Annotated in this window: 24 protein-coding genes and 1 pseudogene; 15 read left to right on the top strand and 10 right to left on the bottom strand. The window is 66.4% G+C overall.

From position 1 onward, the window contains the following. Positions 1–74 precede the first annotated feature (74 nt). From pdhA to AC06G6_RS16010, 3 genes are read left to right on the top strand one after another with little or no spacing between them, the layout of a single operon-like run. Positions 75–1,325, top strand: coding sequence for a pyruvate dehydrogenase (acetyl-transferring) E1 component subunit alpha (gene pdhA / locus AC06G6_RS16020; protein ID WP_479823637.1), 1,251 nt, complete (start codon positions 75–77; stop codon positions 1,323–1,325). Then, positions 1,322–2,434 carry an alpha-ketoacid dehydrogenase subunit beta gene (locus tag AC06G6_RS16015; RefSeq protein ID WP_479823635.1) on the top strand — a complete coding sequence of 371 codons (1,113 nt, stop codon included), beginning with the start codon at positions 1,322–1,324 and terminating at the stop codon, positions 2,432–2,434. The genes pdhA and AC06G6_RS16015 overlap by 4 nt, the downstream gene beginning before the upstream one ends. A gap of 2 nt (positions 2,435–2,436) precedes the next feature. Then, positions 2,437–3,879 carry a dihydrolipoamide acetyltransferase family protein gene (locus tag AC06G6_RS16010; protein WP_479823633.1) on the top strand — a complete coding sequence of 481 codons (1,443 nt, stop codon included), beginning with the start codon at positions 2,437–2,439 and terminating at the stop codon, positions 3,877–3,879. 318 nt (positions 3,880–4,197) lie between these two features. Here AC06G6_RS16010 and AC06G6_RS16005 read toward each other — a convergent pair whose 3' ends face one another. Beyond that, positions 4,198–4,785, bottom strand: a complete 588-nt coding sequence (locus AC06G6_RS16005; RefSeq protein WP_479823631.1) for a hypothetical protein — start codon at positions 4,783–4,785, stop codon at positions 4,198–4,200. Positions 4,786–5,287: 502 nt separating this feature from the next. On the opposite strand from AC06G6_RS16005, the gene AC06G6_RS16000 reads away from it, so the two are divergent. The 4 genes from AC06G6_RS16000 to AC06G6_RS15985 all read left to right on the top strand — a co-directional run bounded on the left by AC06G6_RS16000 (position 5,288) and on the right by AC06G6_RS15985 (position 10,538). Beyond that, on the top strand, positions 5,288–6,550 hold the full coding sequence (locus AC06G6_RS16000; protein WP_479823628.1) for an O-antigen ligase family protein: 1,263 nt from the start codon (positions 5,288–5,290) through the stop codon (positions 6,548–6,550). A 304-nt stretch (positions 6,551–6,854) separates the two neighbouring features. Next, a complete protein-coding gene (locus AC06G6_RS15995) occupies positions 6,855–7,670 on the top strand; it encodes an MBL fold metallo-hydrolase (RefSeq protein WP_479823626.1) in 816 nt (271 codons plus the stop codon). A gap of 771 nt (positions 7,671–8,441) precedes the next feature. Continuing rightward, the gene (locus AC06G6_RS15990) at positions 8,442–9,098 is read left to right on the top strand and encodes a LysM peptidoglycan-binding domain-containing protein (RefSeq protein ID WP_479823624.1); all 657 of its coding nucleotides are present in this window, start codon (positions 8,442–8,444) and stop codon (positions 9,096–9,098) included. A 123-nt stretch (positions 9,099–9,221) separates the two neighbouring features. After that, entirely contained in the window at positions 9,222–10,538 is a 1,317-nt protein-coding gene (locus AC06G6_RS15985; RefSeq protein WP_479823620.1) for a MinD/ParA family ATP-binding protein, read from the top strand. 10 nt (positions 10,539–10,548) lie between these two features. On the opposite strand, the gene AC06G6_RS15980 is transcribed toward AC06G6_RS15985, so the two are convergent. Further along, on the bottom strand, positions 10,549–11,445 hold the full coding sequence (locus AC06G6_RS15980) for a nucleotidyltransferase family protein (protein ID WP_479823618.1): 897 nt from the start codon (positions 11,443–11,445) through the stop codon (positions 10,549–10,551). Beyond that, a complete protein-coding gene (locus AC06G6_RS15975) occupies positions 11,445–11,741 on the bottom strand; it encodes a PqqD family protein (protein WP_479823615.1) in 297 nt (98 codons plus the stop codon). The genes AC06G6_RS15980 and AC06G6_RS15975 overlap by 1 nt, the downstream gene beginning before the upstream one ends. A 116-nt stretch (positions 11,742–11,857) precedes the next feature. On the opposite strand from AC06G6_RS15975, the gene AC06G6_RS15970 reads away from it, so the two are divergent. The 7 genes and pseudogenes from AC06G6_RS15970 to AC06G6_RS15940 all read left to right on the top strand — a co-directional run bounded on the left by AC06G6_RS15970 (position 11,858) and on the right by AC06G6_RS15940 (position 18,447). Next, positions 11,858–12,592, top strand: coding sequence for a GAF and ANTAR domain-containing protein (locus AC06G6_RS15970; protein ID WP_479823613.1), 735 nt, complete (start codon positions 11,858–11,860; stop codon positions 12,590–12,592). Between the two features lie 283 nt (positions 12,593–12,875). Continuing rightward, positions 12,876–13,022 (top strand): hypothetical protein, encoded by a 147-nt coding sequence (locus tag AC06G6_RS15965; protein ID WP_479823609.1) that lies wholly within the window; start codon positions 12,876–12,878, stop codon positions 13,020–13,022. A gap of 146 nt (positions 13,023–13,168) precedes the next feature. Beyond that, the gene (locus tag AC06G6_RS15960) at positions 13,169–14,383 is read left to right on the top strand and encodes an MFS transporter (RefSeq protein ID WP_479823607.1); all 1,215 of its coding nucleotides are present in this window, start codon (positions 13,169–13,171) and stop codon (positions 14,381–14,383) included. A gap of 262 nt (positions 14,384–14,645) precedes the next feature. Further along, a pseudogene (locus tag AC06G6_RS15955) lies at positions 14,646–15,977 on the top strand (S8 family peptidase); the annotation flags it as partial. Between the two features lie 183 nt (positions 15,978–16,160). Then, a complete protein-coding gene (locus AC06G6_RS15950) occupies positions 16,161–17,546 on the top strand; it encodes an FG-GAP-like repeat-containing protein (RefSeq protein ID WP_479828723.1) in 1,386 nt (461 codons plus the stop codon). Between the two features lie 300 nt (positions 17,547–17,846). Then, the gene (locus AC06G6_RS15945) at positions 17,847–17,975 is read left to right on the top strand and encodes a hypothetical protein (RefSeq protein ID WP_479823605.1); all 129 of its coding nucleotides are present in this window, start codon (positions 17,847–17,849) and stop codon (positions 17,973–17,975) included. A gap of 160 nt (positions 17,976–18,135) precedes the next feature. Continuing rightward, positions 18,136–18,447 (top strand): hypothetical protein, encoded by a 312-nt coding sequence (locus tag AC06G6_RS15940; RefSeq protein ID WP_479823603.1) that lies wholly within the window; start codon positions 18,136–18,138, stop codon positions 18,445–18,447. 80 nt (positions 18,448–18,527) lie between these two features. Here AC06G6_RS15940 and AC06G6_RS15935 read toward each other — a convergent pair whose 3' ends face one another. The 3 genes from AC06G6_RS15935 to AC06G6_RS15925 are packed head-to-tail and all read right to left on the bottom strand — an operon-like array spanning position 18,528 to position 21,449. Next, positions 18,528–19,406 carry an NAD(P)/FAD-dependent oxidoreductase gene (locus AC06G6_RS15935; protein WP_479823601.1) on the bottom strand — a complete coding sequence of 293 codons (879 nt, stop codon included), beginning with the start codon at positions 19,404–19,406 and terminating at the stop codon, positions 18,528–18,530. Between the two features lie 23 nt (positions 19,407–19,429). Beyond that, on the bottom strand, positions 19,430–20,218 hold the full coding sequence (locus AC06G6_RS15930; RefSeq protein WP_479823598.1) for a hypothetical protein: 789 nt from the start codon (positions 20,216–20,218) through the stop codon (positions 19,430–19,432). 10 nt (positions 20,219–20,228) lie between these two features. Then, on the bottom strand, positions 20,229–21,449 hold the full coding sequence (locus AC06G6_RS15925) for an aminotransferase class I/II-fold pyridoxal phosphate-dependent enzyme (RefSeq protein WP_479823596.1): 1,221 nt from the start codon (positions 21,447–21,449) through the stop codon (positions 20,229–20,231). Positions 21,450–21,698: 249 nt separating this feature from the next. On the opposite strand from AC06G6_RS15925, the gene AC06G6_RS15920 reads away from it, so the two are divergent. After that, positions 21,699–22,391 (top strand): alpha/beta fold hydrolase, encoded by a 693-nt coding sequence (locus tag AC06G6_RS15920; protein ID WP_479823594.1) that lies wholly within the window; start codon positions 21,699–21,701, stop codon positions 22,389–22,391. Between the two features lie 71 nt (positions 22,392–22,462). On the opposite strand, the gene AC06G6_RS15915 is transcribed toward AC06G6_RS15920, so the two are convergent. The 4 genes from AC06G6_RS15915 to AC06G6_RS15900 form a co-directional block, all read right to left on the bottom strand. Next, positions 22,463–23,866: an amidase gene (locus AC06G6_RS15915; protein ID WP_479828721.1), complete on the bottom strand. Its 1,404-nt coding sequence runs from the start codon at positions 23,864–23,866 to the stop codon at positions 22,463–22,465. Positions 23,867–23,934: 68 nt separating this feature from the next. Beyond that, complete coding sequence (locus AC06G6_RS15910; protein ID WP_479823592.1) at positions 23,935–25,179, bottom strand: amidohydrolase; 1,245 nt, start codon at positions 25,177–25,179, stop codon at positions 23,935–23,937. Positions 25,180–25,268: 89 nt separating this feature from the next. Further along, positions 25,269–25,997, bottom strand: a complete 729-nt coding sequence (locus AC06G6_RS15905) for a hypothetical protein (protein ID WP_479823590.1) — start codon at positions 25,995–25,997, stop codon at positions 25,269–25,271. Positions 25,998–26,041: 44 nt separating this feature from the next. Continuing rightward, positions 26,042–26,788 (bottom strand): DUF5058 family protein, encoded by a 747-nt coding sequence (locus AC06G6_RS15900; RefSeq protein ID WP_479823588.1) that lies wholly within the window; start codon positions 26,786–26,788, stop codon positions 26,042–26,044. Positions 26,789–26,824: the final 36 nt, after the last annotated feature.

Genomic DNA, 26,824 nt, shown 5'->3' with positions numbered 1-26,824 from the left:
CTTGCTGGAGCTGGATACGAAACATCGCCCCGCGCCATACTTAGAACGAATAGTGGCTACAGAAGGACGGACCAATGACGATCTCCGCAGACCACACTGCGCAGCACCCGGCGCCCGAGGATCAGACACCCGGAGCTTCCGCACCCGGCAATGCGCCGGAAAAGGCCGCCAGCGAGGCGGTCCGCAAATTCGGCATCACTGTCGAGGACTACATGCTTCCCGCGAGGCACCAGATCCAGATGGTGGGCCCGGACGGCACCCTGACCCCGCACACCGACCAGGGCACCCAGCCTGGCCACGAATACACCCTCCCCGGCGACGAGGAACTGCTGGCCGCCTACGAGCAGCTGGTCGTCGGACGCCGCGTCAACGACCAGAACTCCGCACTCGTCCGGCAGGGCCGCATGGCTGTCTACCCGTCCAGCCACGGCCAGGAGGCCTGCCAGGTCGCCGCCGCCCTCTGCCTGTCCGAGGGCGACTGGATGTTCCCCACCTATCGCGACTCCGTGGCCGTGATGGCCCGCGGCGTGGATCCCGTCCAGACCATGACCCTCTTCCGCGGCGACTGGCACGGCGGCTACGACCCCGCCAAGCACAAGGTCGGCATCCAGTGCACCCCTCTGACCACCCAGTTGCTGCACGGCGTCGGCGTCGCCCACGCCGCCAAGCTCCGCGGCGAGGACACCGTGGTCCTGGCCATGTGCGGCGACGGCGCCACCAGCGAGGGCGACTTCCACGAGGCGCTGAACTTCGCCGCGGTCTTCCACCTGCCGGTCGTGTTCTTCGTCCAGAACAACCAGTACGCCATCTCCGTGCCGCTCGCGCACCAGTCCGTCGCGCCGTCGCTCGCCCACAAGGCCGTGGGCTACGGCATGGCCGGCGAACGAGTGGACGGCAACGACATCGTCGCCCTCCTCGCCGTGCTGGGCCGCGCCGTCCGGCTCGCCCGGGAAGGCTCCGGACCCCTGCTCGTGGAGGCCCACACCTACCGCATGCAGGCCCACACCAACGCCGACGACGCCACCCGCTACCGCCAAGACAGCGAAGTCGCCGAATGGGTGGCCAAGGACCCGCTGAGCCGGATGAAGACCTACCTGACGGACCGCGGCCTTCTCGACGACGACCGCGCCGCCGGTATCGCCGAAAAGGCCGAAGCCGTCGCCAGCAAGCTCCGCGAGGGCCTCAGCGAGGAGGTCCCGGTAGAACCGCAGGACCTCTTCAATTACGTCTTCTCCACCCCCACACCCCAGCTGAAGGAACAGTCCGCCATGCTCGCCGACGAACTCGCCCGCGACGCCGCCTCGAAAACGGAGGCCGCGAAATGAGCCCCACCGTCACCACCTCCTCCGAGGCGAACGGCAACGTCAGCGCCGCCACCGCACGCGCTGCCGCCAAAGCGGCAGGCACGGCCGAGCAGACTGGCCCGCAGAACATCACCCTCGCCAAGGCCTTGAACTCCGCCATGGCCGACGCCATGCACGCGGACCCCTCGGTCCTGGTCTTCGGCGAGGACGTCGGCATGCTCGGCGGGGTCTTCCGCATCACCGACGGGCTGACCAAGACCTTCGGTAAGAGCCGCTGCTTCGACACACCGCTCGCCGAGTCCGGCATAGTCGGTATGGCCGTGGGCATGGCGATGAACGGCATGCGCCCGGTCATCGAGATGCAGTTCGACGCATTCGCCTACCCGGCCTTCGAACAGATCGTCAGCCACGTTGCCAAGATGCACAACCGCACTAAAGGCACGGTAAAGCTGCCCATGGTCATCCGGGTGCCCTACGCCGGGGGGATCGGGGGAGTGGAGCACCACTGCGACTCCTCCGAGGCCTACTACGCCCACACCGCCGGGCTCAAGGTCTTCACCCCGGCCACCGTCGCTGACGGCTACCGGATGCTCCGCGAGGCCATCGACTCCGACGACCCCGTGATGTTCATGGAGCCCAAAAAGCTCTACTGGTCCAAGGACCAGGTGGACCTGGACGCCCTTCGCGCCGAGCACACAGAGAACACCGAACGGGGGACCTCCTCCGAAGGCCGCGCCGCCGTCGCCCGCCCCGGCACCGACGCCACGCTGATCGCCTACGGGCCCTCGGTCCCGACGGCACTCGCCGCCGCCGCCGCGGCCGCCGAGGAGGGACGCTCGCTGGAAGTGATCGACGTCCGCTCGATAGTGCCGTTCGACGACGAGACGGTCTGCGCCTCGGTGCGCAAGACCGGCCGTGCCGTGGTCATCGCCGAGGCGCACGGCTTCGCCTCGGTGTCCTCCGAGATCGTCGCCCGGGTCCAGGAACGCTGTTTCCACCATCTGGCTGCCCCGATCCGCCGCGTCACGGGCTTCGATGTCCCGTACCCGGCGCCGAAACTCGAGCACTACTACCTGCCCGGCGTGGACCGCATCCTCGACGCCGTTGACGACCTCCAGTGGGAAGACTGACCATGAGCGAACCGAAAGTATTCCTCCTCCCGGACCTCGGCGAGGGCCTCACCGAAGCCGAACTCGTGAACTGGCTCGTGGCCGTGGGCGACGAAATCCGCGTCGACCAGCCCATCGCCGAGGTCGAGACCGCCAAGTCCATGGTCGAGGTGCCCTCCCCGTATGCCGGCACCGTCGCCGTGCTGCACGGCGAGCCAGGCCAGACGCTCGACGTCGGGAAGCCGCTGATCTCCGTGACTCCGGTCGGTGCGCCGGTTGCGCCTGCCGCTGCCACGGCGGCTGAGCCTGCCGAAACTGCAGAAGTCGCAGCCGAGGTCTACCGCGAGGAAGAAAAGGCCGGATCGGGGAACGTCCTGATCGGGTACGGCACTCCCGGCGGGCACGGGGTTGCCCGCAGGACCCGGCCCCGGAAAGCTTCGGCCGGAACAGCCGTGGCCGTGCCGGTGGCCCAGGTGCCTGCGGCCGAGAAGGCGGCCGATGACCTGCTGCTGCTGCGGACCCGGGTGCCCGGAAAGCTCGGTGCGGTCATTTCCCCGCTGGTCCGGCGGATGGCTCGCGACCACGGGGTTGATCTGGGGGAGCTCCAGGGCTCCGGAGCCAGCGGGCTCATCATGCGCCGCGACGTCGAGGCGGTCATCAAGCCCGCTGTGGTTGAGCGTCCGGTGTTTGCGCCTGCCGAAACCGCGCCGGTCGAGACCGCCGGTGACACGGATGCCCGCACCGGGCTGGGCATTACCGGGCGGACCGCCGTCCGCGGCGTCCGGAAAGCCGTCGCGGCAAACATGACCCGCAGCCGGTCCGAGATCCCGGAAGCCACCGTGTGGGTGGACGTGGACGCCACCGCCCTGGTGGAGATGCGTGCCGCGCTGAAGAAGACCGATCCGCACCACACCCCCGGTCTGCTGGCGTTCATCGCCCGCTTCGTCACCGCCGGGCTCAAGAGGTTCCCGGAGCTGAACACCCGGATCGTCACCACCGAGGACACCACCGGCGGAGCCTCCCAGGAGATTGTCGCCTTCGACGGCGTCAACCTCGGATTCGCGGCCCAGACCGACCGCGGCCTGATGGTTCCGTCCGTGCGCAACGCGGACAAACTCAGCGCCCGCGAACTGGACGCAGAAATCCGCCGGCTCACCGCCGTCGTCCGCGACGGCAAGGCCAGCCCCGCAGAACTGGGCAGCGGCACCTTCACACTGAACAACTACGGCATCTTCGGGGTGGACGGCTCCGCCGCCATCATTAACCACCCCGAGGTCGGAATCCTCGGCGTCGGGCGCATCATCGACAAGCCCTGGGTGGTCAACGGCGAACTCGCCGTCCGCAAGGTCACCGAGCTGACACTCACCTTCGACCACCGCGTCTGCGACGGCGGAACCGCCGGCGGCTTCCTGCGCTACGTGGCCGACGCGATCGAGAATCCGGGGTCGGTGCTGGTCGACTTGTGATGCGGTGTGCTGCGGAAGGGAGCCACTCCAGGTGACCAAGACGCCAGTTCATCCACAGACTGATCGAAGCCGCCGCCGCCTCCGCCAACTTCAAGAAAAGACTCTGCAGTCATGAAGGCTTGGCGCCTCGGAACCGTGCCGCCCCGCCGCAAAAGAGAATTTCCTGTACGCACGGAACCGTCCCCGCAGGAGACCATCGACTCGACCGCAGCCACGCTTCGAGATCAAGTCCAGGTCAGGCGCACCGTTAATTGTCTGACTGAGAACTTCCTTAATTCCACTCGAACGGCACTGAAGGACCTTTTTCGGTCGGGGATGTCAGCAGTCTTGATTGATCGCGACTTTAACGAAAGCGGCGGTTTCGTACAAATAGTGGTAAGCCCACGACGACCGTGACACATTCGGGACCACCAAGAACGGCAGCTCCTGCCGGTACTCAATCATGGCCAGATCGCCTTTGTAGCATCGCTTGAGGAGCACCCTTGCTCTGGCGACGTGAAACTGTGCCGTGAGGACTGCGGCACTCTTCCACCCATGTTCCACCGAGAGCCTTTGCAGTGCCCGGGCTTCGCCTTGAGTCGTCTCGGGGTCGGGTTGGAAACAGACGATCCTGTAGACACGCTTTACCGCACACAGTGCGGAGCTGCCGTCCTGGTCCCGCGGTGCGGATATGGCGAGTGTTCCTGCGTAGCCTTGGTCCATAAGCTGCTCGGCATACTTCGTACGGTCACCCTGAGGCGCGAGCACGAACAGTACGTCAGCGTGTCCCTGGGCGTCTTTTGCTGGTGCGACGTAAAGGAACAGACCGGTGACCACCCAAAGGAGGATGGTGGAGGCGCACCAGACTACCGTTCTGAGAAGTCGCCTCCGCCATCGCCGCCAGGCCGCCTTTTTCGTCTCAATCATGCAGGTGCTGGTCATCCTGTCCTATGGCGCTTTGCTAGTGGGCCGACTGTGGACACTCAACTTGAATCGTAACTTGTGAATGCCGGCTGCGCTCCATCCCGCGGACTATCGGACGCAGCTTCCTGCTGAAGGCTCCACGGCACGTTGGGGCCGCACCTGCAGCACACTCGGTTAGACAACAAACTGCAGGAACTGGCAACTTGTTTCGTGCCTAATTCCGCACCAAAATCCAGCTGCTTGTGCCAGCCAGTCCGTCCCTCCCCTTCTGCGGTTCTGCCGGCGGAAGAAACTGCGCTGAGACGGATAGGTTGCTCTCCGACGGTTCTTCCGTCCGTTCCGCAGGCTGCACGAACCGGTGACACGGGAGGAGAGCGGGCGTGGGATCGGGGTAAGCCGTTTCGCCGCGAACGGCAATCACCCGCGAGGGTGAGCCTTGCACGGTCGAAGGAATTCGGCCACTCGTAGGGGACGCAGGCAGGCGACGTCACTCACCCGGGCTCGCATGACCCCTATCATTGGGCTTATGACATTAAAGGGGGACCCGCCTGCTGCGACGATTGTGCATGACAATTGGAAATCGGGCATCCGGGCGCTAGCAATGGCGGTGATTGCAGGCCTCTCGACTTTCGACCCAGCATTGACGCTGGCCTACGGCCCGACGGTCGCTGCCATAGTGATCCTCACGGGTCGTCCATCGAGACTTAGTGTGGCGGCGCCGCCCGTCCTTGGGACCCTGTTTGTGCTGTGGGCGTTGACGTCTCTCATCTGGACACAGGATCATGACTTCACGAAGGCGACCGTAATCCTCTGGGCGCAGATTCTAATCATGTTCATCGCCGCCTGTGACCTGATCAAGACAAAGGCACAGCTTCGGGTCGTCGCCGCTGGCTTCGTCACGGGAGCAACCTTCACGGTTTTTAAGTTCCTTTACTTCCCTCCGGCGGACGTCGGCGCGATGACCACCACCGGGAGGGCGGTCCTCGGCAATACCAACGTCAACTACATTGCTTACGCACTCGCCTCCGCGCTTGCTGTGGTGGTGGTCCTCTGGGTTACTCGGACCCGAACAAAGCTATCTCTCCTTGTACTAGGGGCGGCCACGGCCCTGACCGTTGTGGGCCTCATGGCAAGCGACACGCGAGGAGCGCAGTTTGGTGCGATCACCATGCTCGGTTGGCTCGTTCTATGCAGGTTTACGCGTCGCGCGCCAATCAGGATACTGGTGTTCGTTATTCTGGTTGCTGCATTCTGTATCACCACTGGAGTCACAGATCAGGCATCCCTCGCCTTTGAGACTGGCGCCAGGGTCACTGGTGACTGGTCAGGACGGTTGGTCGTTTGGCCGCTAGCCAGGGGGGTGTGGGCTGAAAATGCCTTGGTCGGGATTGGGGCAGGGGCTTTCATTGTGACAAATGGCCTCGGTATCGGTGCCCACAACTTCATTCTTCAGACCGGCACAGGCCTCGGAGTGGTTGGGGCTGGTCTCCTCCTAGCTCTCATGTGGACGGCGCTGGCTTGGAGAAGCAAAGGGGCTGCTTCTCATCAGGCTCTGCTCGTCGGTGCATTCCTCGTCGTGTCCGCGCCAGCTTTTCTATCGGGGATGTGGGAGACGACCCCGGCAGCGTGGCTGGGTATGGCCATATTCGCGCGAGTGGGTGTGATTGGGGTTCCACCCCGGAGTATCAAAGACCCAGGCGGACAGACACCAAAACTGGGTCAAGACCGCCTGTGCAGGAACCCCGTCAAACTGGCGAAGGCCCGTTAGCTGCTGCCGATATGCTCACGGGTGGCGGAGGCAACGGCAACGAGTCGTCGAAACGGTTAGAAACCACACTTCTGGTTGCGGGCGTGGACAACCTGGAGTCAATTACGGTTGAACTGCTGTGCTGGCCGTTCTCTACGCGCTCCGTGCGGTCGAGTTCCAAGAGTAGACTCTGACGTTTCCGGCTCCGGCCGGCTTGTGGTTCCAACGGCGTTTACTACCAGCATCGCTTAGGCTCCGTTGTTACAATCGAGGGCAGAACATCGCACCAACGACTCCGGCGAATGCCGGAATACGGAGATTCCTAATGTCACGATGGCTCGAGGTTGGCCCGGACAATTATGTCCTGACGACCCAAGGTTCCCTGCTCAACACCGGTCTGGTGGTCGGCTCCGAACGCGCCCTGGTGATCGACACCGGGAGCGGACCGCGGCAGGGGCGGGAGATCCTGAACGCCGTGCGGGAAAAGACGCAGTTGCCGCTGGTCGTGGTCAACACGCATGCCCACTACGATCATTTCTTCGGCAACGCGGTGTTCGGCGATGCTGGCGTCACTGAATTCTGGGCTCACGAGAACTGCGCCGCCGAGATCGACGAGAACGGCAACACGCAGCGCCGCATCCTCGGGGCCGATGAGCCCGAAATGGCCGCCGGTGCGGGCAGCAACACGGAACTCGTCGTCCCGAACGCGATCGTGAAGAACCAGCCTGTGCTGGTGGATCTCGGCGGCCAGTCCGTCACGCTCTTTTACCTCGGCCACGGGCACACGGACGGCGACCTCCTGGTGGGGACGGCCACTACCCTCTTCGCCGGCGACCTGGTGGAACAGGGCTCATACCCGTCCTTCGAGAATTCTTATCCCGAAGAGTGGGCGGATGTCCTCCGGCACGTCTCGGCCCTGCGCCACCGGTATGAATTCCTGATTCCCGGGCATGGCGAGCCGTGCAGCGATCAGTTCGTGAAGACTATGGCCAACACCATGACCACGGCGGTGCGCCAGGCCACCCAGGCGACACGGGAGACCCCGGATGACGCCACCAAAGCCATCCCGATCCTGCCCTATGGGCCGGAACAGTCCCGCTGGTTCATCCGGCGCCTGCAGGAGACGCGCGCGCACCATTGAGCCGCGGTGGGCTGGGCTGCGTCTACTGACAACGCAGGCATCCCGCGAGTAGCCCCGTGGAGGATCCGCAACCGAGGGTCGATCCCGCTAGCACTCAGCTCCGAGCGACCAAATGGTGGGCTTACGTTGGCCGGATAATCCTCACCTTGGTTAGTGCCGACGTCGTGGTTCTGGTGCTGACACGCCGCTAACCGAAGCCCGCTGCTAGGGCCTTGCAAGGGTCCGAGTGGTGGGGACAAGAAATGCAGGCAACAACTACGCGTGTGAAGTGGCTTCCTGATCGGTAACCTCAGGATTAGTGCGTACCTGTCAGGGTTTTCTGCCCGTTCAGGAGTTCTGCCACCGCGTTCTCGCGGAGTGTGCAGCCGCCTTGAGGTCTTTCATGGACCAAAACTGGGCCCTTGGTAAACCGCCTATTCATAGGTCGGGCTGATGCAGATGCCTCCCAAGCACGAGCTTTCGAAAAACCGCCTGTTCCCACGAACCGCTGCCACGCTGATGGCCGCCGCGGTCCTTCTGATCGTCTGGGCCGTTGCGGCCCTCCTGACATTACAACCCGCTGCCCCTACGACGGCGACTACGGCCGCCGGGACGTCTTCGGCCGCCGAGGTGTCGCCCCCGGAGGTTTCGACGGTTACGGCCACTGCTCCGCCGGACCCGGCTGTGCCGCCAGCCACCGCCCAAGCCGTTCCCGCAGACAGCGCGAGCCCCGCGGCTGTAGATCCACCCCTGGCTGCGCCCGGATTACCCACTGAGCCGGCGACCGCTCCGGTGCCCGCGCCCACCGCCGCGCCCGGACCCCCTGCCGCCGAGGCAGCGGGGGCTGAGCCCCCACCCGCAGCCACCCTGGAGAAGCCCGTCGGCAGCGTCGCCAACAGCAACCTGTACGTGGTAGTTGCCGGGGACACTGTCGGCGCCATCGCAGCTCGCTTCGGCCTGAATGTCTACGAGGTGCTGGCAGCCAACGGGCTTGGCGTGTACAGCACGATCTTGCCCGGCCAGACGCTAAAGCTCTCAGGACCTCCGGTTGCAGCTGCAGCGGTGGCTCCAGCCTCTCCTGCGAAGGTTTCTCCGGCGAGGCCATCTCCGGCGGCACAGGCCGCGCGCACGATTTTCGTGGCGGGCTCGGGCGGGCAGGCCATGGTGGACAGGTGCATCGGCCCCATCCACTTCACCCCCACGGATGCATACTCGCTGTTCATCACCGAACACGATTTCTGCGGAGGGTGGGCGCGGTTCTCGGGGATCGGCGTCGGCGAAACAGTGGTCCTCTCCGGCTACGGCACTTACAAGGCAACGGCCCGCGGACAGGTTTTCCAAGGTGGGTCAACTAACGACGTCGCCGCCGTGTTCGGCGGCTTTCCAAGGGCCGTCCTGCAGACCTGCATTCCGGGCACGAACAAGATGCTGCTGATCGCGCTGAACTAATCTTACCGGCGCATGCGGAAGCCCACTTGTCCGCCACTTCTGGTGTCTGCATCTAGAATTGCTGTTGGACCAATTCCAACGAACGCCGCAGCGGCCTGCGCTGTGAGTCCCAGGGGGACAACTATGCCCGAACCGGTGGACAGCAACACAGCCAATGATGACTTAGACGTAGAGCAGCCGGAACTCCGCCGGCGCCGCGACCGCCGGGGCGGCGACGAGTCCGACGCCTGGACAGGAACCATGCCCATCATCACCCCCAACGAAGTCGGCAGCGACGCTGCGCGGACTGTCCGCAGCACCTCCTGGGCCGAGGCCGCAGCCGCGGCGGATGGTTCGCAGGCCCCGACGCATGCGCCTGGTGATACCAGTCCTCCCTTTAACTCAGTCCCGGCGGCTCCCGGTCTTGTGCGCACGGACCTGCCGGCCGCCCCCGAGACTGCGCCCTCCGTCCCGCCGATGCCGGTCCGATCCAGCCGGGCTGGCAGCCGCGCATCAGCCCTCGCCGCCCCGGCCCCGGATTTCATCAGCTCGCCCGGGCTCTTTGTCCGCGAGCAGAAGCCCCGCCCAGTCGGCGGTTTCCGCGGTGCCCTCTACAAGATGACCGGCGGCGGGCTGAACCTTGGCCCCAGCGCGCGGCAGCGCGAGGAAGACGAACTCGCCCGGCGCATCTCCCGCCAGCTTCAGGGCAGCTACAACACCGCCGTGCTGAGTCTCAAGGGCGGCATCGGCAAGACCTCAACCACGGTCGGCGTCGGGCTGACCCTGGCGGAGTACCGCGGAGACCCGCCCTGTGCGATCGACGCGAACCCGGACTCCGGCGACCTCGTGGAGCGTGCCCTCGGCGAGGGCATCTACCAGCAGCAGAGCCCGCGCACCATCACGGACCTGCTCAAGAACGTCGACTCCATTGATTCGCTCACCGCCCTGGCCCGGTACATGCACCACGCCGGCCGGTTGCACCTGATTGCCGGTGAGCAGGACCCTGAGGTTTCGGACTCTCTCACGGCCGAGGAATACCTGCGGATCCGCAAGCTCATCTCCGGGTACTACTCGGTGGCCCTGACCGACTGCGGCACCGGCGTCACGCACAACGCCATGAGCGGTATCCTGCAGTCCGCGGACAACCTCATAATCGCCGCGGGGTATGCAGTCAGCGGCGCGAAGCGCGCCCGCAGCACGCTGCAGTGGCTGGCCGGTCACGGCTACGAGGAACTGGCGCGCAACGCCATCGTGGTTATCACCGACAAGGACGAGGTGTCCTCGCGGGTGGACAAGGACGCGATCGAGGACCACCTGTCCGGGATCTGTCGCCAGCTTATTGCTGTACCGCACGACCGGGGCGTGGCCGACGGTGACCTGGTCACCCTCGATGTGCTGCGCCCGGAAACCCGCCGCGCGTACAAGGAAATCGCCGCCGCCATTGTGGACGGGTATGCGTAGGAGAGGATGGTTAGCGGCGGCGTAAAGCCCTAATCATCCGTGCCAATGAGGGAATGCGGGCCAGACCGCGGCTCCAGCGCGAAATGTGCACCCTGAGCAAGCCGATAGCAGAGTCGTCTAAATACAGATTGCCACGCCGTAGGGACTGCCGTGAGGGCCAGACCGCACGGGCGATCACCAGCGGCTTAGCGTGCCACGGACTTTCGATGAGCGCGACCAGATAATCCATACCGGGCACTCGTTTAGAAGTACGGTACCGCCACTCCTCACTCACGGTTTCCTCCAGGGGCGGCAGATCTGCTATGCCGAGGTCGTCCAAAAGCGGCTTCAACGCCGCCGCCGCCTTCAGCTCCACGCTGAGATCCACAATTTCCTGATGCATGGTCACGTGGACCCGTTGGAGGAGCCCTGAGTACTCGCGTTTATTGCGTGGCTCACCCAGGTTCCGAAGGCTGTGCAAAGCCTGAAGAATTATTGCGGCAACCATGGAGGGCACGGCTACGGGTCTGGCGGCTATGAGAAGGTATTGCCTGTCGCGCCAGAGCGTGTCGAAGGCACTGTGGGGCGGGGCTTCCATCCCGGGAAATCTGTCGTGCACGTCAATATCGCAGTTCCATTGCCGATGATACAGGGTCCGGGAGTGCGAGTACTGCCGAACAACTGCCACGCCGGGCGGCCGTTCGACCCATCCCCGCCGCCCCAGTAGTTCCACCAGCTTGTTCAGCTGTTCCGGGCGGACCAGGACATCCACGTCCGCGGAGACGTGATTTTCGCGGAGCCCCATCATGGTCGCCGCGGGGCCCTTAATGAACAACACCGCGAGATTGGCTGATGCTGCCACCTGGTCCACGAGGGCGGTGGCCAGGAGGACGGCCTCGTCCAAGTGCAGGGGCTCTGCGGCGTCCATCAGCTGGCACCCGCGTCACGGGGGGACAGAGTGATCAGTCCGCTGCTGCTCAAAGTGTGGATCAACGCCATCACATCAGCGGAGATGTCGGAAGCATCCATACTGTAGTCGAGGGCAAGCTCTTCGATGAGCTCGGTCTCGGTCCGGGTTCCGTCCAGACCGTTCCAGACAGACGCGGCCGTTCCCGCCAGGATGACCGGCACGTCCTGCTCCAGATGCAGGACGGCGACGCGGCCGCCGTCGGGACTCTGGACACAGGCGACGTCGGCACTGACGCGCCACACCTGTTCCGTCATGAGACCTCCACCGACACTAGAGAGGCCGTACAGCATCACGCGGGGGCCTTCGCAAGGCTTATGCTACCTCGCGGCCGGCAAGTTGTTTCGCGCCGGTGACCGACTTAGATTTAGGCATGACCAACAACGCCGGGGACGAAGCCGCTCTGCACCTGCAGGACCTCCTGATGGGAACCGAGAACGTCGAGGACTTCCTCGGCCAGCTCGCGGAATTCTCGGCGGCCACGCTCAGCTCCGCCGCCGGCGCCGAGATCGAATGCGGCGTGACGTTGCAGCGCCGGCGGAAGACCATGACCGTGGCGGGAAGCAGCCCTCGGGCTGTCATCCTGGACCGCATCGAGCAAAGCCTCGGCGAGGGCCCCTGCATCGAGGCGCTGCGGAGCAAGTCCGTGGTCCTGCTGGCCGATGTCGACACCGATCCGCGCTGGCCGGCCTACCAGCAGCAGCTCGCTGCCCAGGGCTGCCGCAGCACCCTGGGCGTGCCCCTGGAAATCGGCGCGGACGCGACCGCCGCCCTGAACTTCTTCGCCCCCGGCACCGGGATTTTTACCGAGGGCATCATCGCCGAGGCCGCCGGCTTCGCCGATCTCGCAGGCCGTTCCCTGCGCCTGGCCGTCCGGATCGGCACCGCGCAGTCCCGGGCTGAGGACCTGCAGGCCGCCATGGAGCACCGCACCTCGATTGACCTGGCCTGCGGCGTGATCATGGCGCAGAACCGCTGCACGCAGGAAGAAGCCATGGGCATCCTCACCAAGGTCTCCAGCAACCGGAACCAGAAGCTCCGCGACGTCGCCGCCGAGGTCCTCCGGAACCTCACCGGCGGGAACGTCCGCACACACTTCGAGGCCTGAGCGCGTAACGCGCCGCAACAGGATGGCTTCTACATTGGCGCAGGCGTGATGCAGTGAGGATATGCAGGGACCGAGACTGGCGCCGGAAAAGCCGACGCAATGGTCGGCCGCGGAAGCGAGGAAATCCGCTCGGGCTCGTCGTCAAACGAAGCAAGTAGTCGGTGATGCGAAGACAAGTACTCTTCACTCTGTTGCAGCGCCTTCCCGATCTCGCAGGCTTGGTCGCGTGGGTGAGATGCCCGCGCAGCCTGGGACGGCTGTGACGCTGAGTTGGGGAGACCAGATGAGCACTTTCAACGACATGTATGCGCGTGAGGAGTTGCGATCCTCGCGGCGACGGGCCTGGCGGTTGGCGCAGCTTTCTGGGTTGGCTGTCCTCGCTGCGGTGACGCTGACGGTTGTTTACCTCGCTCTAGCCCGTCAGTTCTAGGTCCGGCAGCACGGATCTTCCAGCGCCAGGGATCGGGATGGGCCGAGGCTTTCGCTGACCACGAGTGCCCGTAGGCTGGCGGGGACGTCCGCGCACACCGCGAGGCCTGAGCGGCCCCGCGGTCTGGCCGTCCTAGGATGAAGGGGATGAGCACCACACAGACCGCGCCGTTCAGCCTCCGCAGCATCGCCGTTCCCGCGTTCGGCCCGGCCCTGCTGTTCAGCATCGGCGAGGGCGCCATCCTGCCCGTGGTGGCCCTGTCCGCCCGCGGCCTCGGCGCCTCGGTGGCCGTCGCTGCGCTGGTGGTCACCCTGATCGGCCTCGGCTCCTGGTTCTTCAACCTGCCAGCCTCGCTCATCACCCTGAAGTTCGGCGAACGCTGGGCCATCGTCGGCGCTGCGGCGGCCAGCGCCGTCGCCCTCGCCGCCGCGGCCCTCGCACCGCTGCTGCCCGACGGGCTCTGGCTGCTCGCCGCGGCGATGCTCGTCGTCGGCATGGCCGCGAGTGTCTTCAGCCTGGCCCGGCAGAAGTACCTGACCGAGGCGGTCCCGGTGATCCTCCGGGCCCGGGCGCTGTCCACGCTCGGCGGCGTCAACCGGATCGGCATCTTCATCGGCCCGTTCATCGGCGCCGCCGTGATGCAGTTCGCCGGCATCACCGGCGCCTACTGGGTGGGCGTCGTTGCCATGGCGGCCGCTGCGGCCCTGTCGGTGACCATCCCGGACCTCGTCGCCAAGCCCGCGCCGGACGACGGCGTCCCGGTGCAGCAGGCGACGCTGGGCAGCGTCGCCGTCTCCCACGCCGGGGTGTTCCTGTCCGTGGGCGTGGGGGTGCTGCTGCTCAGTGCGCTGCGCGCGTCCCGGCAGGTGGTGATCCCGCTCTGGGCCGAGCACCTCGGGATGGACGCGGCGCAGGCTTCGCTGATCTACGGGCTCTCCGGCGCCATCGACATGCTGGTCTTCTACCCGGCCGGGAACCTGATGGACCGCAAGGGCCGGCAGTGGGTGGCCATCCCGTCCACCCTGATCATGGGCACGGCCATGCTGCTGATCCCGCTCAGCACCGGCTTCGTGGGCCTGCTGCTCGCGGCGCTGCTGATCGGCTTCGGCAACGGCATCAGCTCGGGACTGAACATGACGCTGGGGGCTGACTTCTCACCCGACAACGGCCGCGGCCAGTTCCTGGGCATCTGGCGGTTCATGGCCGACGCCGGGGCGACCGGCGGCCCGGTGCTGCTCTCTGCCGTGACCGCTGTCGCCTCGCTCGGCGCCGGGGTGGCCGCCACCGGCGTGCTCGGCTTCGCCGCCGCCACGGTCTTCGCCATCACGATTCCGCGGATGAAGCACCGGCGCAACTACTGAGGGGCCGGCACAGAAACCCGGCACGCGAACCGGGGGATCGTCGCCGCCGTCGTGGGCGGGTACGGGTGGGGCGCTTGAGGCGCCGAGAGGAGTTACTGCTGAATGTCGTTCGGCTAGGCCTGCGGCCGAAGCAGAAAAACTTCGGAAAACCTTGGCGAAAGCAGATCAACTCGTTGTTAGCATCAACTTGGACGCGGAGCTCGCGGTCTCGAAACTCCGTTCGGGCGCTTTAGCGGTCGACGCCCGCCCTTAGGACGCCCGAATGATTGATGTCTCTCGGCCATATTCCCGTGTCGTACTAGCCGGAGTGCTAGCATTGGTGGGCGCGACCTTGGTGGCCATTCCAGCTGCCGCAGAAGGCGAGCGCCCGTTGCCCGCCGCGCCGCGGCCGAGTGCAATGGCCGCCCCTGCGGCGTCGACGGACCAATTCATCGTCAAGTTCAAAGAAACCGCCGGAATGAGTTCCGCTGCACGGCAGGAGTCCTATGCCCGCGCTGAAGCTGAGGTTGGTGTGCCTGCTAAGGGTAAGCGCCTCGCGGCAAACGGCGCCCAGATCGTTGGCACCGACAGGGCGCTCAACGCAGTTGAAGCCGAGGATTTCCTAGCGAGCCTGCGGGCGGATCCCGACGTCGAGTTTGCCGAGCCTGATGCGCTGATGTACCCGATGATCGCGGACCCCAGCGACCCCTACTACCCGCTGCAATGGGACCTGTGGGAGGAAGCCGCTGGAATGCGCATGCCTGGGGCTTGGTCGGTTAATAAGGGTGACGGCGTCGTCGTCGCGGTGATTGATACAGGGATCACAGAGCACAGCGACTTGAATGCGAACATTCTTCCTGGGTACGACATGATTTCGAGCCCTGCCAAAGCTCGAGATGCGGACGGGCGTGATCCTAACCCCCGAGACGAGGGCGACTGGACTTCCGATGGCCTGTGCAGCGCCGGCATAGGCGGCGGCCCCTCCTCCTGGCACGGAACGAGTGTTGCGGGTGCCGTTGCCGCAATCGCTAACAACGGACGGGGCATCACAGGCGTTGCTCCCGGAGCGAAAGTCCTGCCCGTGCGTGCCTTGGGCCCGTGCGGAGGCTACTCATCGGATATCGCGGATTCAATCATCTGGGCTGCCGGGGGAAGTGTTCCGGGAACATCCGCTAATCAGAACCCGGCCCGTGTCATCAACATGAGCCTGGGCGGCACTGCTGCCTGCTCGGCTACCTACCAGAACGCCATTGACTTTGCCTACAACCGAGGGGCCGCGGTTGTTACTGCCGCAGGCAACTCCAACAGACCGGCCGCCGACGTCAGCCCCGCCAACTGCCAGAACGTGATTACCGTCGCGGCGTCCGGACGGACCGGCGATCGCGCTCCGTATTCGAATTATGGGGCTGTTGTGGATGTGACCGCACCAGGTGGCGACTTATCGGCGAATGCGCAGGGCGGTATCGCTTCGACGCTGAACACCGGCACCAACGGACCCGTTGCCGAAGGTTATGCATATACCGTGGGAACGTCTATCGCGGCCCCCCACGTCGCGGGGTTGGCCGCGCTCATAATCGCCGAGCTGGGCGTGAGTGCTACGCCTAAGGACGTCGAGGACCGAATCAGGAACACCGCACGGCCTCTGCCCGGGAACTGCGCCGGCGGCTGCGGAGCCGGTTTGGTTGACGCGACGAAGGCGCTTGAATTTCGGGTTGGTACGCTGCCCCGAGTTGCCACGCCTGCTGCTGTGGTCTTCAGCGATGTGGACGGATCGGCGAACGATGCGTACACAATCCCAGTGGCGGACGGTGTGGACTACCTCGTCGGCGGAACAGTCAAGCCGGCCGGGACCTACCCCGGGACCGGAACGGTCACGGTGACCGCGAAAGCCAGGACCGACTACATCCTGGCCGCGGGCGCGACAGCCTCCTGGACCGCGACGTTCAAGGCCACCCCTTACGCGGTGACCCCGGCAGCGGTGACCTTCACGGATAAGGACGGCACCGCCGCTGACACGTACACGGTCCCGGCCACCACGGGTGTGGACTACCTCGTCGGCGGAACAGCCAAACCCGCCGGAACCTACCCCGGGACCGGAACGGTCACGGTGACCGCGAAGGCCAGGACCGACTACATCCTGGCTGCCGGCGCGACAGCCTCCTGGACCGCGACGTTCAAGGCCACCCCTTACGCGGTGACCCCGGCAGCGGTGACCTTCACGGACAAGGACGGCACCGCCGCTGACACGTACACGGTCCCGGCCACCACGGGTGTGGACTACCTCGTCGGCGGAACAGCCAAACCGGCCGGAACCTACCCCGGGACCGGAACCGTCACGGTGACCGCGAAGGCCAGGACCGACTACATCCTGGCTGCCGGCGCGACCGCCTCCTGGGCCGCGACGTTCAAGACGGATCCGGCGTCGCCGAAGCGACTGAACGACTTCACCGGTGACGGCAAGACCGACGTCATCGCCCGGGATGCCTCGGGGCAGCTGTGGCTGTACCCCGGCACGGGGACCGGCGACTGGCTCAAACGGATCGACCTCGGCGGAGGCTGGAACGTTATGTCCACGATCGTCAGCGCCGGCGACTTCAACGGCGACGGCAAGGCAGACGTGATCGCCCGGGACACGAACGGCGAGCTGTGGCTCTACCCGGGCACCGGCAGCGGCGGCTGGTCCAAGCGCCAGAACATGGGTGGCGGCTGGAACGTCATGACCTCCATCGTCGCCCCGGGCGACTTCAACGCGGACGGCCGGCCGGACCTGATCGCCAGGGACAGCAGCGGCGAACTGTGGCTCTATCCGAACAACGGCGCCGGCGACTGGCTCAAACGCGTCGATCTGGGCGCCGGTTGGAACATCATGGGCTCCATCGTCGCCCCCGGGGACTTCAACGCCGACGGCAACGTGGACCTGGTCGCCCGCGACACCAGCGGCCAGCTCTGGCTCTACCCGGGCAACGGGAAGAACGAATGGTTCAAGCGTGTGGACCTCGGCGCCGGCTGGAACACCATGAACGCCATCACCGCCCCCGGAGACATGAACGGCGACGGCAGACCCGACGTCATCGCCCGCGACACCACCGGGGAACTCTGGCTCTACCCCAACAACGGTCAAGGTGACTGGTTCAAGCGCATCGACCTCGGACCGGGCTGGAACCCCATGACAGCCATCCTGTAACAGGGGTTCCGCCAGGAGGTCCTCCGCCCAGCATCCCGGAAGCGGAGGGCCTCCACTCGTATGTGGCTGCGTTTAGAGCCGCACTTCAGTGCTTGCAGACCCCGCCCGAGCGCTGGATTGCCGCGGCGAAGACCGGCAGGGCGGCAGAACATGTCCTCGGAGGCGGTGATCGAGATACGGAAATGGTCCGGGGTCTCGAACTGGGTGCCCGTCGGCACGAAGACGTCCTTGTCCGCGAGGGTGGCGGTTAACTGCTCGTCGTGGTCGGCGGGGTGCGGACCTGAAATCCGCCATGGAGCAGTGCACCCCCGACATACCTGGCCTACGCCGTCATCAGGGCAGGACCGCTGCTCCCAGGAGGAAGCGAAGGGCATCCTCACCGAGGTCTCCAGCGACAGGAACCAGAAGCTCCGCGACGTCTCCGCTTAGGTCCTCCACCTCACACCCCCCCCGGATGCTGTTCATCACCTAACACGCTGGAAGGCGCTCGTTGGTCCTCGCGACTATGCGGGTTCGCCTAGACTTGCTGGTAGACCAATTCGACCGAGCACCGCAGCGGTCTGCGCTGTGAGTCCCAGGGGGGACCAACGTGACTGATCCTGTGGACGACCACTCGGTCAATACTGCCGAAGAGGCAGAACAGCCCGAAGCCCGGCGCCTTGACCGGCGCCCCGGTGAGGGCTCCGACGCCAGGACAGGAACCATGCCCACCATCACCGCCGACCAACTCGTCAGCCCGCCGGTCCGGACAGCCCAGGATCTGGGCTGGACCGCCTTGTCCGTCGCAGCCGGCATTGTGTTGCTTCCTGCCATCGCAGTCAGCAACGTGGTGCGGAACCTCTTTCCAAAGAAGGATGCGGCTGGCGATTGCAAAGGCTGCCCCGGATGCAGCCCGGAGTGAGACTTCCTTAAGCCGAAGCCGGGGGCCCTGTGCCACCGGCTTAAGCTGACGCCGGGGCCACCGGCGGCCCGGTACTTATTTCAGGCATGACCGCCGTGGCCTCGCTCGGGGCGGGCATGGCCGCCAGCGTGCTGGGCTTCGCTGCCGCCCTTGTCTTCGCCACCACCATTCCCCGGCTGAAGCGCCGGCGCAACTACTGACGGATCCGGCACTCGCCGTTCGATCTGCCTGACCACGTACGCAGCGTCCCGGTCCACCCCGCCGATCAGGCCCGAAGTGAGCGCGTACTGGAACGGCATGCCCACGAAATACAGGCCCGGGATCCCGAGGACGGCGCCGCGTTGCGTTTCCGGCCACCCCGACGCCTGCAGCTGCAGACCCTCGATCCAGTCCAGGTTCGGGCGGTAGCCGGTGGCCCAGATGACCGTTCGCACGCCGGCGGGGCTGCCGCCGTCGCCTGGGCCGCCGTCGTAACTGCCGCCGTCGAACGTGGGCTGGCCGTCCGCGGTGCCGCTGAACCGCGCCACCCGGACCACCCCGGCGCGGTCCAGGTCCTTCGCGGAAATCCGGATCAGGGGTGCGCCGCGCTGGTGGAAGCCCGCTGCGACCTTGCGCCCGACCGGGGTGCGCAGCGTCAGCACATAGTGGATGAACCCCCAGTACGCACCGCCGGCGTAGCGCAGCAGGGGATCGGGAATGTGCGGGGTGGGCCGGCCCGCTAGGAACACCCGGTGGCTGGCCGAGAGCTCTAAGGCGATCTCCGAGCCCGAGGTTCCGGCGCCCACCACCAGCACGTCGCCTGCGGGGATGTCCGCCGGGCTGCGGTACTGGGAGCTGTGCAGCTGGCGGATGGCCGGGTCCAGCCCGGCGGCGGCGTCCGGCAGGCGGGGGAGTGCGTTCGCCCCGGTGGCCACGATGTCCGCATGTGGCGTGCGCCGGGGCCGCGTCTCGGAGATCACCACCCCCGCCGCGGAGGAAACCGCTAGGGATTCGATGTATGAACGGTGGGAGGAACTGAATTCGCGTTGGCGATCACAACCTTGGGGAGGGACGCCCAGGTTATGACGGTCATTCCCCTTTCCCGAACGGGCAAAGCTTCGCCCATAAACTTTGGTCCGAGGTCCCGCAGCTGCTCCTTGAGGGGCCTGGGCGAGCACAGCAGCAGCCCGAAGTAGTGCACGTGGGGCAGGTAGTGAGGCGAGCCGGGTTTCTGCCGCAGCGGCGGAATGTCCTGCGGGTGGTCCAGGCCGTAGTCGCTGCCATCCCAATCGATCACGGTGTAAACGGCAGACTTCCCGCCCTTGTCCTCATGGAAGCCGACAACGCGCAGGAGAAACTGTGACCCTGATTCGATGTGGCTGTAGAGCTGATGCTGGCCGATCAGGAGATCAGTGGTTGCAACGGATCGGGGTCGAAGCTTGCGGGGTGGGGGAGGCGGCGTCCGCAGCGTCTCGCCCAGTTTGGTCAGCGCCTGGCGTCGAGCTTTTCTGTCCCCCGGCTCCCAACGCTCAAGCTCCTGAGGCGACTCGGTGATGGCCAGGGCTCGCTCAATCACCTCGGGCACAACGTGGCCGGTCTTGTGCTGCGTTGCTGCCAGGCCCAGCCACAAGTCGTTGTTGTCGGGGTCCCCGGGCATTCCGACGCCGTATTCGGCCAGGATCTGCTCCGTGGCCTGAACCGGTGTGGTCCCCTTGGCCACAAGGTCGCGGAAGTCGTCGCGGACGTCCGGAGCGGTGTCGTTGCTGAAAATTGCCGGTCCCCAAGTCCCCATGGGCCGAGTATCACACAGCCGAGCGCTGGATCGCCGCGGCGAAGACCGGCAGGGCGCGCTGGATCATGTCCTCGGAGGCGGTGAGCGAGATCCGGAAATAGCCCGGGGTCTCGAACAGCGTGCCCGGCAGCACGAACACGTCCTGGTCCGCGAGGGCGGCGGTGAACTGCTCGTCGTCGTCGGCCGGGGTGCGGACGAACAGGTAGAACGCCCCCTCCGGCCGCGTGACCTGGTAGCCCATGCCGGTCAGCGCCTCCACCATCAGGTCGCGTTTGTGCTGCAGCTGCCCGACGTCGATCGAGAACTGCTCCAGCCGCGGCAGCGCATACTGCAGCAGGGCGTTGGGGTAGATCCAGCCCAGCGCCATCTGCAGGGCGGTGATCGCCTCCCGCAGCGGGCCGCGGTCCGGCATGGTGGGCGGCAGCGCCAGGTAGCCGATCCGCTGCCCGGGCGCCAGATGGGTCTTGCCGTACGAGTAGGCCAGGAGCGTGTACGAATAGTATTCGGCGGGGCTGTGGAACCGGGCGCCGTCGTAGACGATCCGGTTGTACGGCTCGTCGGAGAGCAGGTAGACCCGCCGCCCGTTGCTGCGCGAGGCCCCCTCCAGCATGTCCGCCAGGTCCTTCAGCAGCTCCGGCGGGTAAATCCGGCCGGTCGGGTTGTTGGGCGTGTTCACGATCACCACCCGGGTCCGCGGCGTGATGGCCGCCCCCAAAGCCGCCAGGTCGACGTCGAATGTCTCGGCGTCGCAGCGGATCTTGACCGGCACCAGCCCGGCCTCGAGCACCAGCGGCTCGTAGAAGAACCACGGCGGCAGGGTGAAGATGACCTCGTCGCCCGGGTCGGCGACGGCCTTCAGCGCCAGCGGAATCGCCGTGAAGCCGCCCGTGGTGAGGTGGATGTCCGCCGGCTCGAAGGGCATCCCGAGCAGCCGTTGCAGGGACGCCGCCGCCGCGGCCTGCGCCTCCGGCTCGTTGGTCTTGTAGGCAAACCACCGCTCGTTCCGGGGCGTCAGCGCGTCCGCGAGGGCCTCGACATAGGCGGCCGGCGGCATCTGGTGCGGGTTGCCCAGGGCCAGGTCGCAGATCCCCGGCACGTGCTGGCGCCTGGCGTAGACGGAGTCGCGGAGGAAGGTGTTGATCCGCTGCTGCGACGGGACGGACGCGAGGGTGGCGGCGCGCCGTGAAACGTTCGGTGAAGCGTGAGGTGAAACCGGAGAATCAGTGCTCATGACAGTCCCTCGAGAGGTGGCGGCTTGACCGAATGGACCCATGGCCCCGGCACGCTGCCGGGCCCGTGGCTGGCTTTCAGTCTGCCGTCCCCGCCACAGCGTGTCTACTGCCGGCGTGGCCGCTACATTTGGTCAATGCGGAACCTAACCTCGAGACTCGAGGCGCCGGATTGCACTCTGGCTTATGAGGACCGGGACGGAACCGAACCCGCCGTCGTCTTCCTCCATGGAGCAGGGGCGGACCATGTCATGTTCACTGAGCAGGCAAACGCAGTCGCTGGCGTGGGCCGTCGAACGGTCATGCTGGACTTACGTGCGCACGGTTTTTCCCGTCCCAACACGGCCCCACTCACGGCAGAGCAATTCGTTGACGACATTGAACGCCTGATCAAGCATCGCGGGTTGATCCGGCCGGTCCTCGTCGGACACTCCCTCGGCGGGAATCTTGCCCAGGAACTGGTCCGGCGCTCACCCGGATCCTACGCGGGCCTGATGGTGATGGATTCGACGTGGAACACCGGTCCGCTGAGCCGGCTGGAACGCGTACTCCTTCACCTGGCCGTCCCCGGACTGGCGCTGGTACCGGCGAAGAAGCTTCCCGCAGTTATGGCACGGGTGTCGGCGGTGACCGAAACTGCGCGGGCGGATGCCGCCCGGGCATTTTCGCAGGTACCCAAGCGGGAGTTTCTGGACATCTGGCGGGCGACCGTGTCGTTGGTTCGACCCGACGCCGGTTACCGCACCGCAGTGCCTTTGTGTCTGCTGCGTGGCAGCGCTGACCGCACCGGCAACATCAGAACAGCGATGCCGATGTGGGCATCGGCCGAAGGCGTGAAAGAACACGTGATACCAGGAGCGGGCCACTTGGTGAGCCAGGATACACCGGCCTTGGTCACCGGTAAGCTGCTCTCGTTTCTGCAAAAACTGGATCCCGACCGGTGACGAGAAACTGTCGGGACCGGGGTAAAGATATCCGGCGCCCGGCGGTTGCCCGCCGGGCCACCGGCCGCCCGTCACCCCAGCGCCGGCTCCCGCTTCGCGTGGCCGGTGGCCTGTTCGAAGCCGTAGGCCACCTGGAGCAGCTCGAAATCCTGGCCGTGGTTCATGGCCAGCTGCAGCCCCACCGGCAGGCCGCCGTCGCTGAACCCGGCCGGGACCGAGATGGCAGGGATGCCGGTCGCGGAGATCAGGCAGGCCGAGCGCATCCAGTCCAGGTAGGTCTCGAACTCGACGCCGTTGATCGACGTCGGGTACCGCAGGGACGCCTCAAAGGGCAGCACCTGCGCGGCGGGGCTGGCGAACACGTCGTACCGGCCAAAGAAGCGCCGCACGCTGGTGTCCAGCCGGGTCCGGGCGAGGGCTGCGGAGACCAGGTCCTGCCCGCTGAGGGCCCGGCCCCGGTCAACGTTCCAGCGCACCTCGGGCTTGACCACGTCCAGGTGCTTGGCCACCAGCTCACCCAGGCCCAGGGCAAAATCGAACGCCCGGGTGGTGCCGAACACCTCATCCGCGTCCCGCAGGTCCGGCGCGGCTTCCTCCACGGTGGCGCCGAGATCCTCGAAGATCCGCAGCTGGCTTTCCAGGACGCGCAGCACCTCCTTCTCCACCGGCACGCCCAGGCCGAAGTCCGGCGACCAGCCAATCCGCAGGCCGGTCAGGTCCCGCCGCAGCGGGTCGGTGAACCGCCCGGCCGCCACCGGAGCGGCGTAGGGCACGGCGGGGTCCGGCCCGGCCACGGCCGCCATGGCCAGGGCAATGTCTTCCACATCGCGGGCCATGGTGCCGGTCCGGGCGAGCCAGGCCCACGCGTTGCGGGTCGGCGCCACCGGGATCACGCCCACCGACGGCCGGAACCCCACCACGTTGCAGAACGACGCCGGGATCCGCAGCGAGCCGCCCATGTCGCTGCCGTCGCTGAGCGGCTGGATACGGGCCGCGATGGCCGCCGCCGCGCCGCCGCTGCTGCCGCCCGCGCTCTTGGCCGTGTCGTAGGGGTTGACGGTGGTGCCGAAGACATCGTTGAAGGTGTGCGAGCCCGCCGCGAACTCCGGCACATTGGTCTTGCCCGTGGTGACCACCCCGGCCGCCTTGAACCTGGCGATGATGAGGTCATCAAAGTCCGGCACGAAGTCCCGGAAGATCACCGAGCCCTGCGTGGTCCGCAGCCCCTTGGTGTTGTTGGTGTCCTTGTGCGTCATGGGCAGGCCATGGAGCGGCGGGAGCTCCGCCCCGGAGGCGGTGAGCGCGTCGGCGGCCGCGGCCAGCGCCGCAGCACCCTCGCGGTCCTCGGTCACCACGGCGTTGAGCTGCCCGTTCACGGCATCGATCCGGGCGAAGTGCGCGTCGAGGGCCTCCCGTGCGGAGATGTCCCGACGCCGGATGGCCGCGGTCAGCTCCGTGGCGGACAGCGCGCTGATGCCGCCGGCCGCCGCAAAGGCCGTCTGGTGTGTGGCCGGGCCGGCCCCGGACCGAACATCCGGTTCGGTCACAGCGCGGCCCCGGACCGGCCCACCCGGGAGAGCAGGGAGGTCATGGCGGCGCGGAGGCCCGTGCCCAGGGTCGGCTCGATATCCGGTGCGAAGTACGGGGAGTGGTTCCCGGGAAGGGGAGTCTCGGCGTCGAGCCTCTCCTGCGTGTAGGCGCCGAACATCCAGTACACGGACGGCACCTCCAGCACCTCGGCGAGGAGCCCGAAGTCCTCGCTGCCCATCACCGGCGGGACCAGGTTCACGCAGTCCTCGCCGAGGGCTGCCTGGAACTCGCTGATTAGGGCGTCGGCGGAGGCGGGGTCGTTGTAGCACCGCGGGAAGCTGGAGATTTCCTCGATCTCGGGGGCGGGCGCCCCGGAGGCGTCCGCTTCGGCGCGCAGGATGCGGCGCAGGGAATCGAGCACCCGGGTGCGGACGTCGACGTCGAACGTCCGGACGTTGAGCGAGAACTCAGCCGTGGCCGGGATGATGTTTTCCTTCAGCCCGGCGTGGAAGGTGCCCACGGTCACCACGGCGGACTTCATCGGGTGGACCTCGCGGGAGACGACGGTCTGCAGCCGCACCACCATGTGGGCGCCGAGGACGATCGGGTCGATGGACTGTTCCGGCTGGGAGCCGTGCGCCTGGCGGCCGTGGACGGTGACCTTCCAGGAATCCGCCATGGCCATGGCCGTACCGCTGCTGATGTTGACCGTCCCGGACAGGCCCGGCCAGACATGCTGCCCGTAGATGATTTCCGGCTTCGGGGCCTTGTCCCAGAGCCCGTCCGCGATCATGGCCTTGGCTCCGGCGCCGGTTTCCTCGCCGGGCTGGAAGATGAAGACCACGGTTCCGGCCCACGCGTCCAGGTTCTCGCTCAGCAGCTGTACGGCCGTCAGGGCGACGGTCATGTGGGTGTCGTGGCCGCAGCCGTGCATCACCGGGACGGGCGTGCCGTCCGCGAGGGTGCCGGTGGCGGTGCTGGCGAACGCCAGGCCTGTGTCCTCCTTCATCGGCAGGCCGTCGGTGTCCGCCCGGTAGCCCACCACGGGTCCCGTCCCGTTGCGCAGGATCCCCACGACGCCGGTGCCGCCGCAGATGAACGTCTCCAGGCCCAGCGCGTCGAGCTTCTGCTGGATGAACGCCGCCGTGTTGGTCTCCTGCATGGAGAGTTCGGGATGGGTGTGGAGGTGGCGGTAAAGCTCGTGCATCTCGGCCCGGCGGGTGTCGCTGAGTTCAAACAAGGCAGTGCTGGTGGTCATGGGGTTCCTTCCGGAGGATTTCGGTGTCTGGTTCAAGGGGTGCCCACGGGGCTTGGTCCAGTGGGCCTGGCTTAGGTGTGCAGGTGCGGCTAGTTCACGAGGGTGGCGGCGGCGGGCGCGTCCTTGCGGGGCCGCAGGAACCACGCCAGGGTCGCCGTCAGCAGGACCACAATTCCGGTGGCCGGCTTGGCGAGCGCCGGGACGGCGGGGACCAGGACGAAGAGGACCAGGACGGCGACGACGACGGCGATGACCGTCACGCGGGGCTGCTTCATGGTGACGACGAGCTGGACCAGGACGGCACCGATGATGCTGGGGAAGATGTAGAGCCGGGCGACGTCGACGATGCCGGTCGGGATGACGCTGACCAGCCAGGTGCCGAGCACGCCGACGAACAGCAGCATCGAGAACACGTGCACCATCGCGGCGCCGCAGATGGCCATGAGGGCCGCGAACTCGCCGCGTTTGGTGCCGGCCTTGGCGCCGACGGTCGCCTGGGCCACCAGGGCCGACGGGAGCAGCTTGTTGGCGATGTTGCCGATCATAAAGGCCTGGTACATCGCGGCCGGGCCGAGGACGGGGTAGTAGGTGATGGGTTCGACGAACCACAGCACAAAGAACGCGGCCGCGACGGCGAAGAAGGCCGTCCAGACCTGGCCGGAGGTGATGCCCAGGTCGCCGAAGAGCACCAGGTAGAGCGGGGCGGCGAGCGAGAGGATGAGCGCGGAGCCCATGGTGATCTGGCCCCAGCGGGAGGTGGTGCGGTCGAATTCGAGGAGGGTCGCGGCGCGGGAGGCATCAGTGGCGAGAGCAGTCATGACAATCAATCCTTTCGAGACGGGATATCGCTGGAAATCGCTGCCTAGGCAGCCATGCCGGACGTGTGGGCGGCGTAGGCGACGAACAGGCCAACCAGGATCGAGATCCCGAGTCCCCATTCCCGGAGCCACGCGAGGTCGAACTTCTTGGCCAGGGCGAGGCAGATGCCCATGACCAGGGCGGACACGATGACGGTGATGATGTGCACGGGGGTCTTGCCGAGCTCCGCGATGCCAAGGCTGGCGAACGCGCCGATCAGGGCCGCCGCGGGAACGATCGCCATCAGGGCCGGGTTGACCCTGCGCAGTTTCGAATCACCGCGCCGGAGGATCGGGGTGAGGATCAATGTGGAAATCATCCACATGGCGCCGGACATGCTCATTGCCATGAACGCCACCGCAAAGACGCCCTGGTTGTAACCGGCGCCGCCGAGCGTTGCCCCCATGGTGGTGGCGGCGAGGCTCGCCGACGCGGATTCTGTGGCGGCGGAACCCACCAGGCCGATCCGGACCAGCACCGCGGGTGTCCCGAACAGTGTCATCAGCGCAATGCTGACCAGCACGACGGCGAGGGACGGGCCGATCGCCGCCACGGCCCCGGCACGGAATGACTGCTGCAGCTCGGTCTGGGAAATGTCGGCGGCCGGCCCCGCCTTCCTTGCGGCGCGCATGTAGATGACGGTTTGGAGAATGATGGCGGCGAAGACACCGATGGCCAGCACCCACAGGACGGGGATGTTGGCGATCGCGAGGATGTCCGTGGAGGCCCCGGGAGTTTCTGCAGTAGTCATGGATGCTCCGATGCTGGATGAGGATACTAGCGGATA

The sequence above is a fragment of the Arthrobacter sp. CJL-S3 genome, assembly GCF_056711635.1.
Note: the sequence above shows the minus strand (reverse complement) of the source record. Positions and strands in the feature narration are given on the sequence as shown.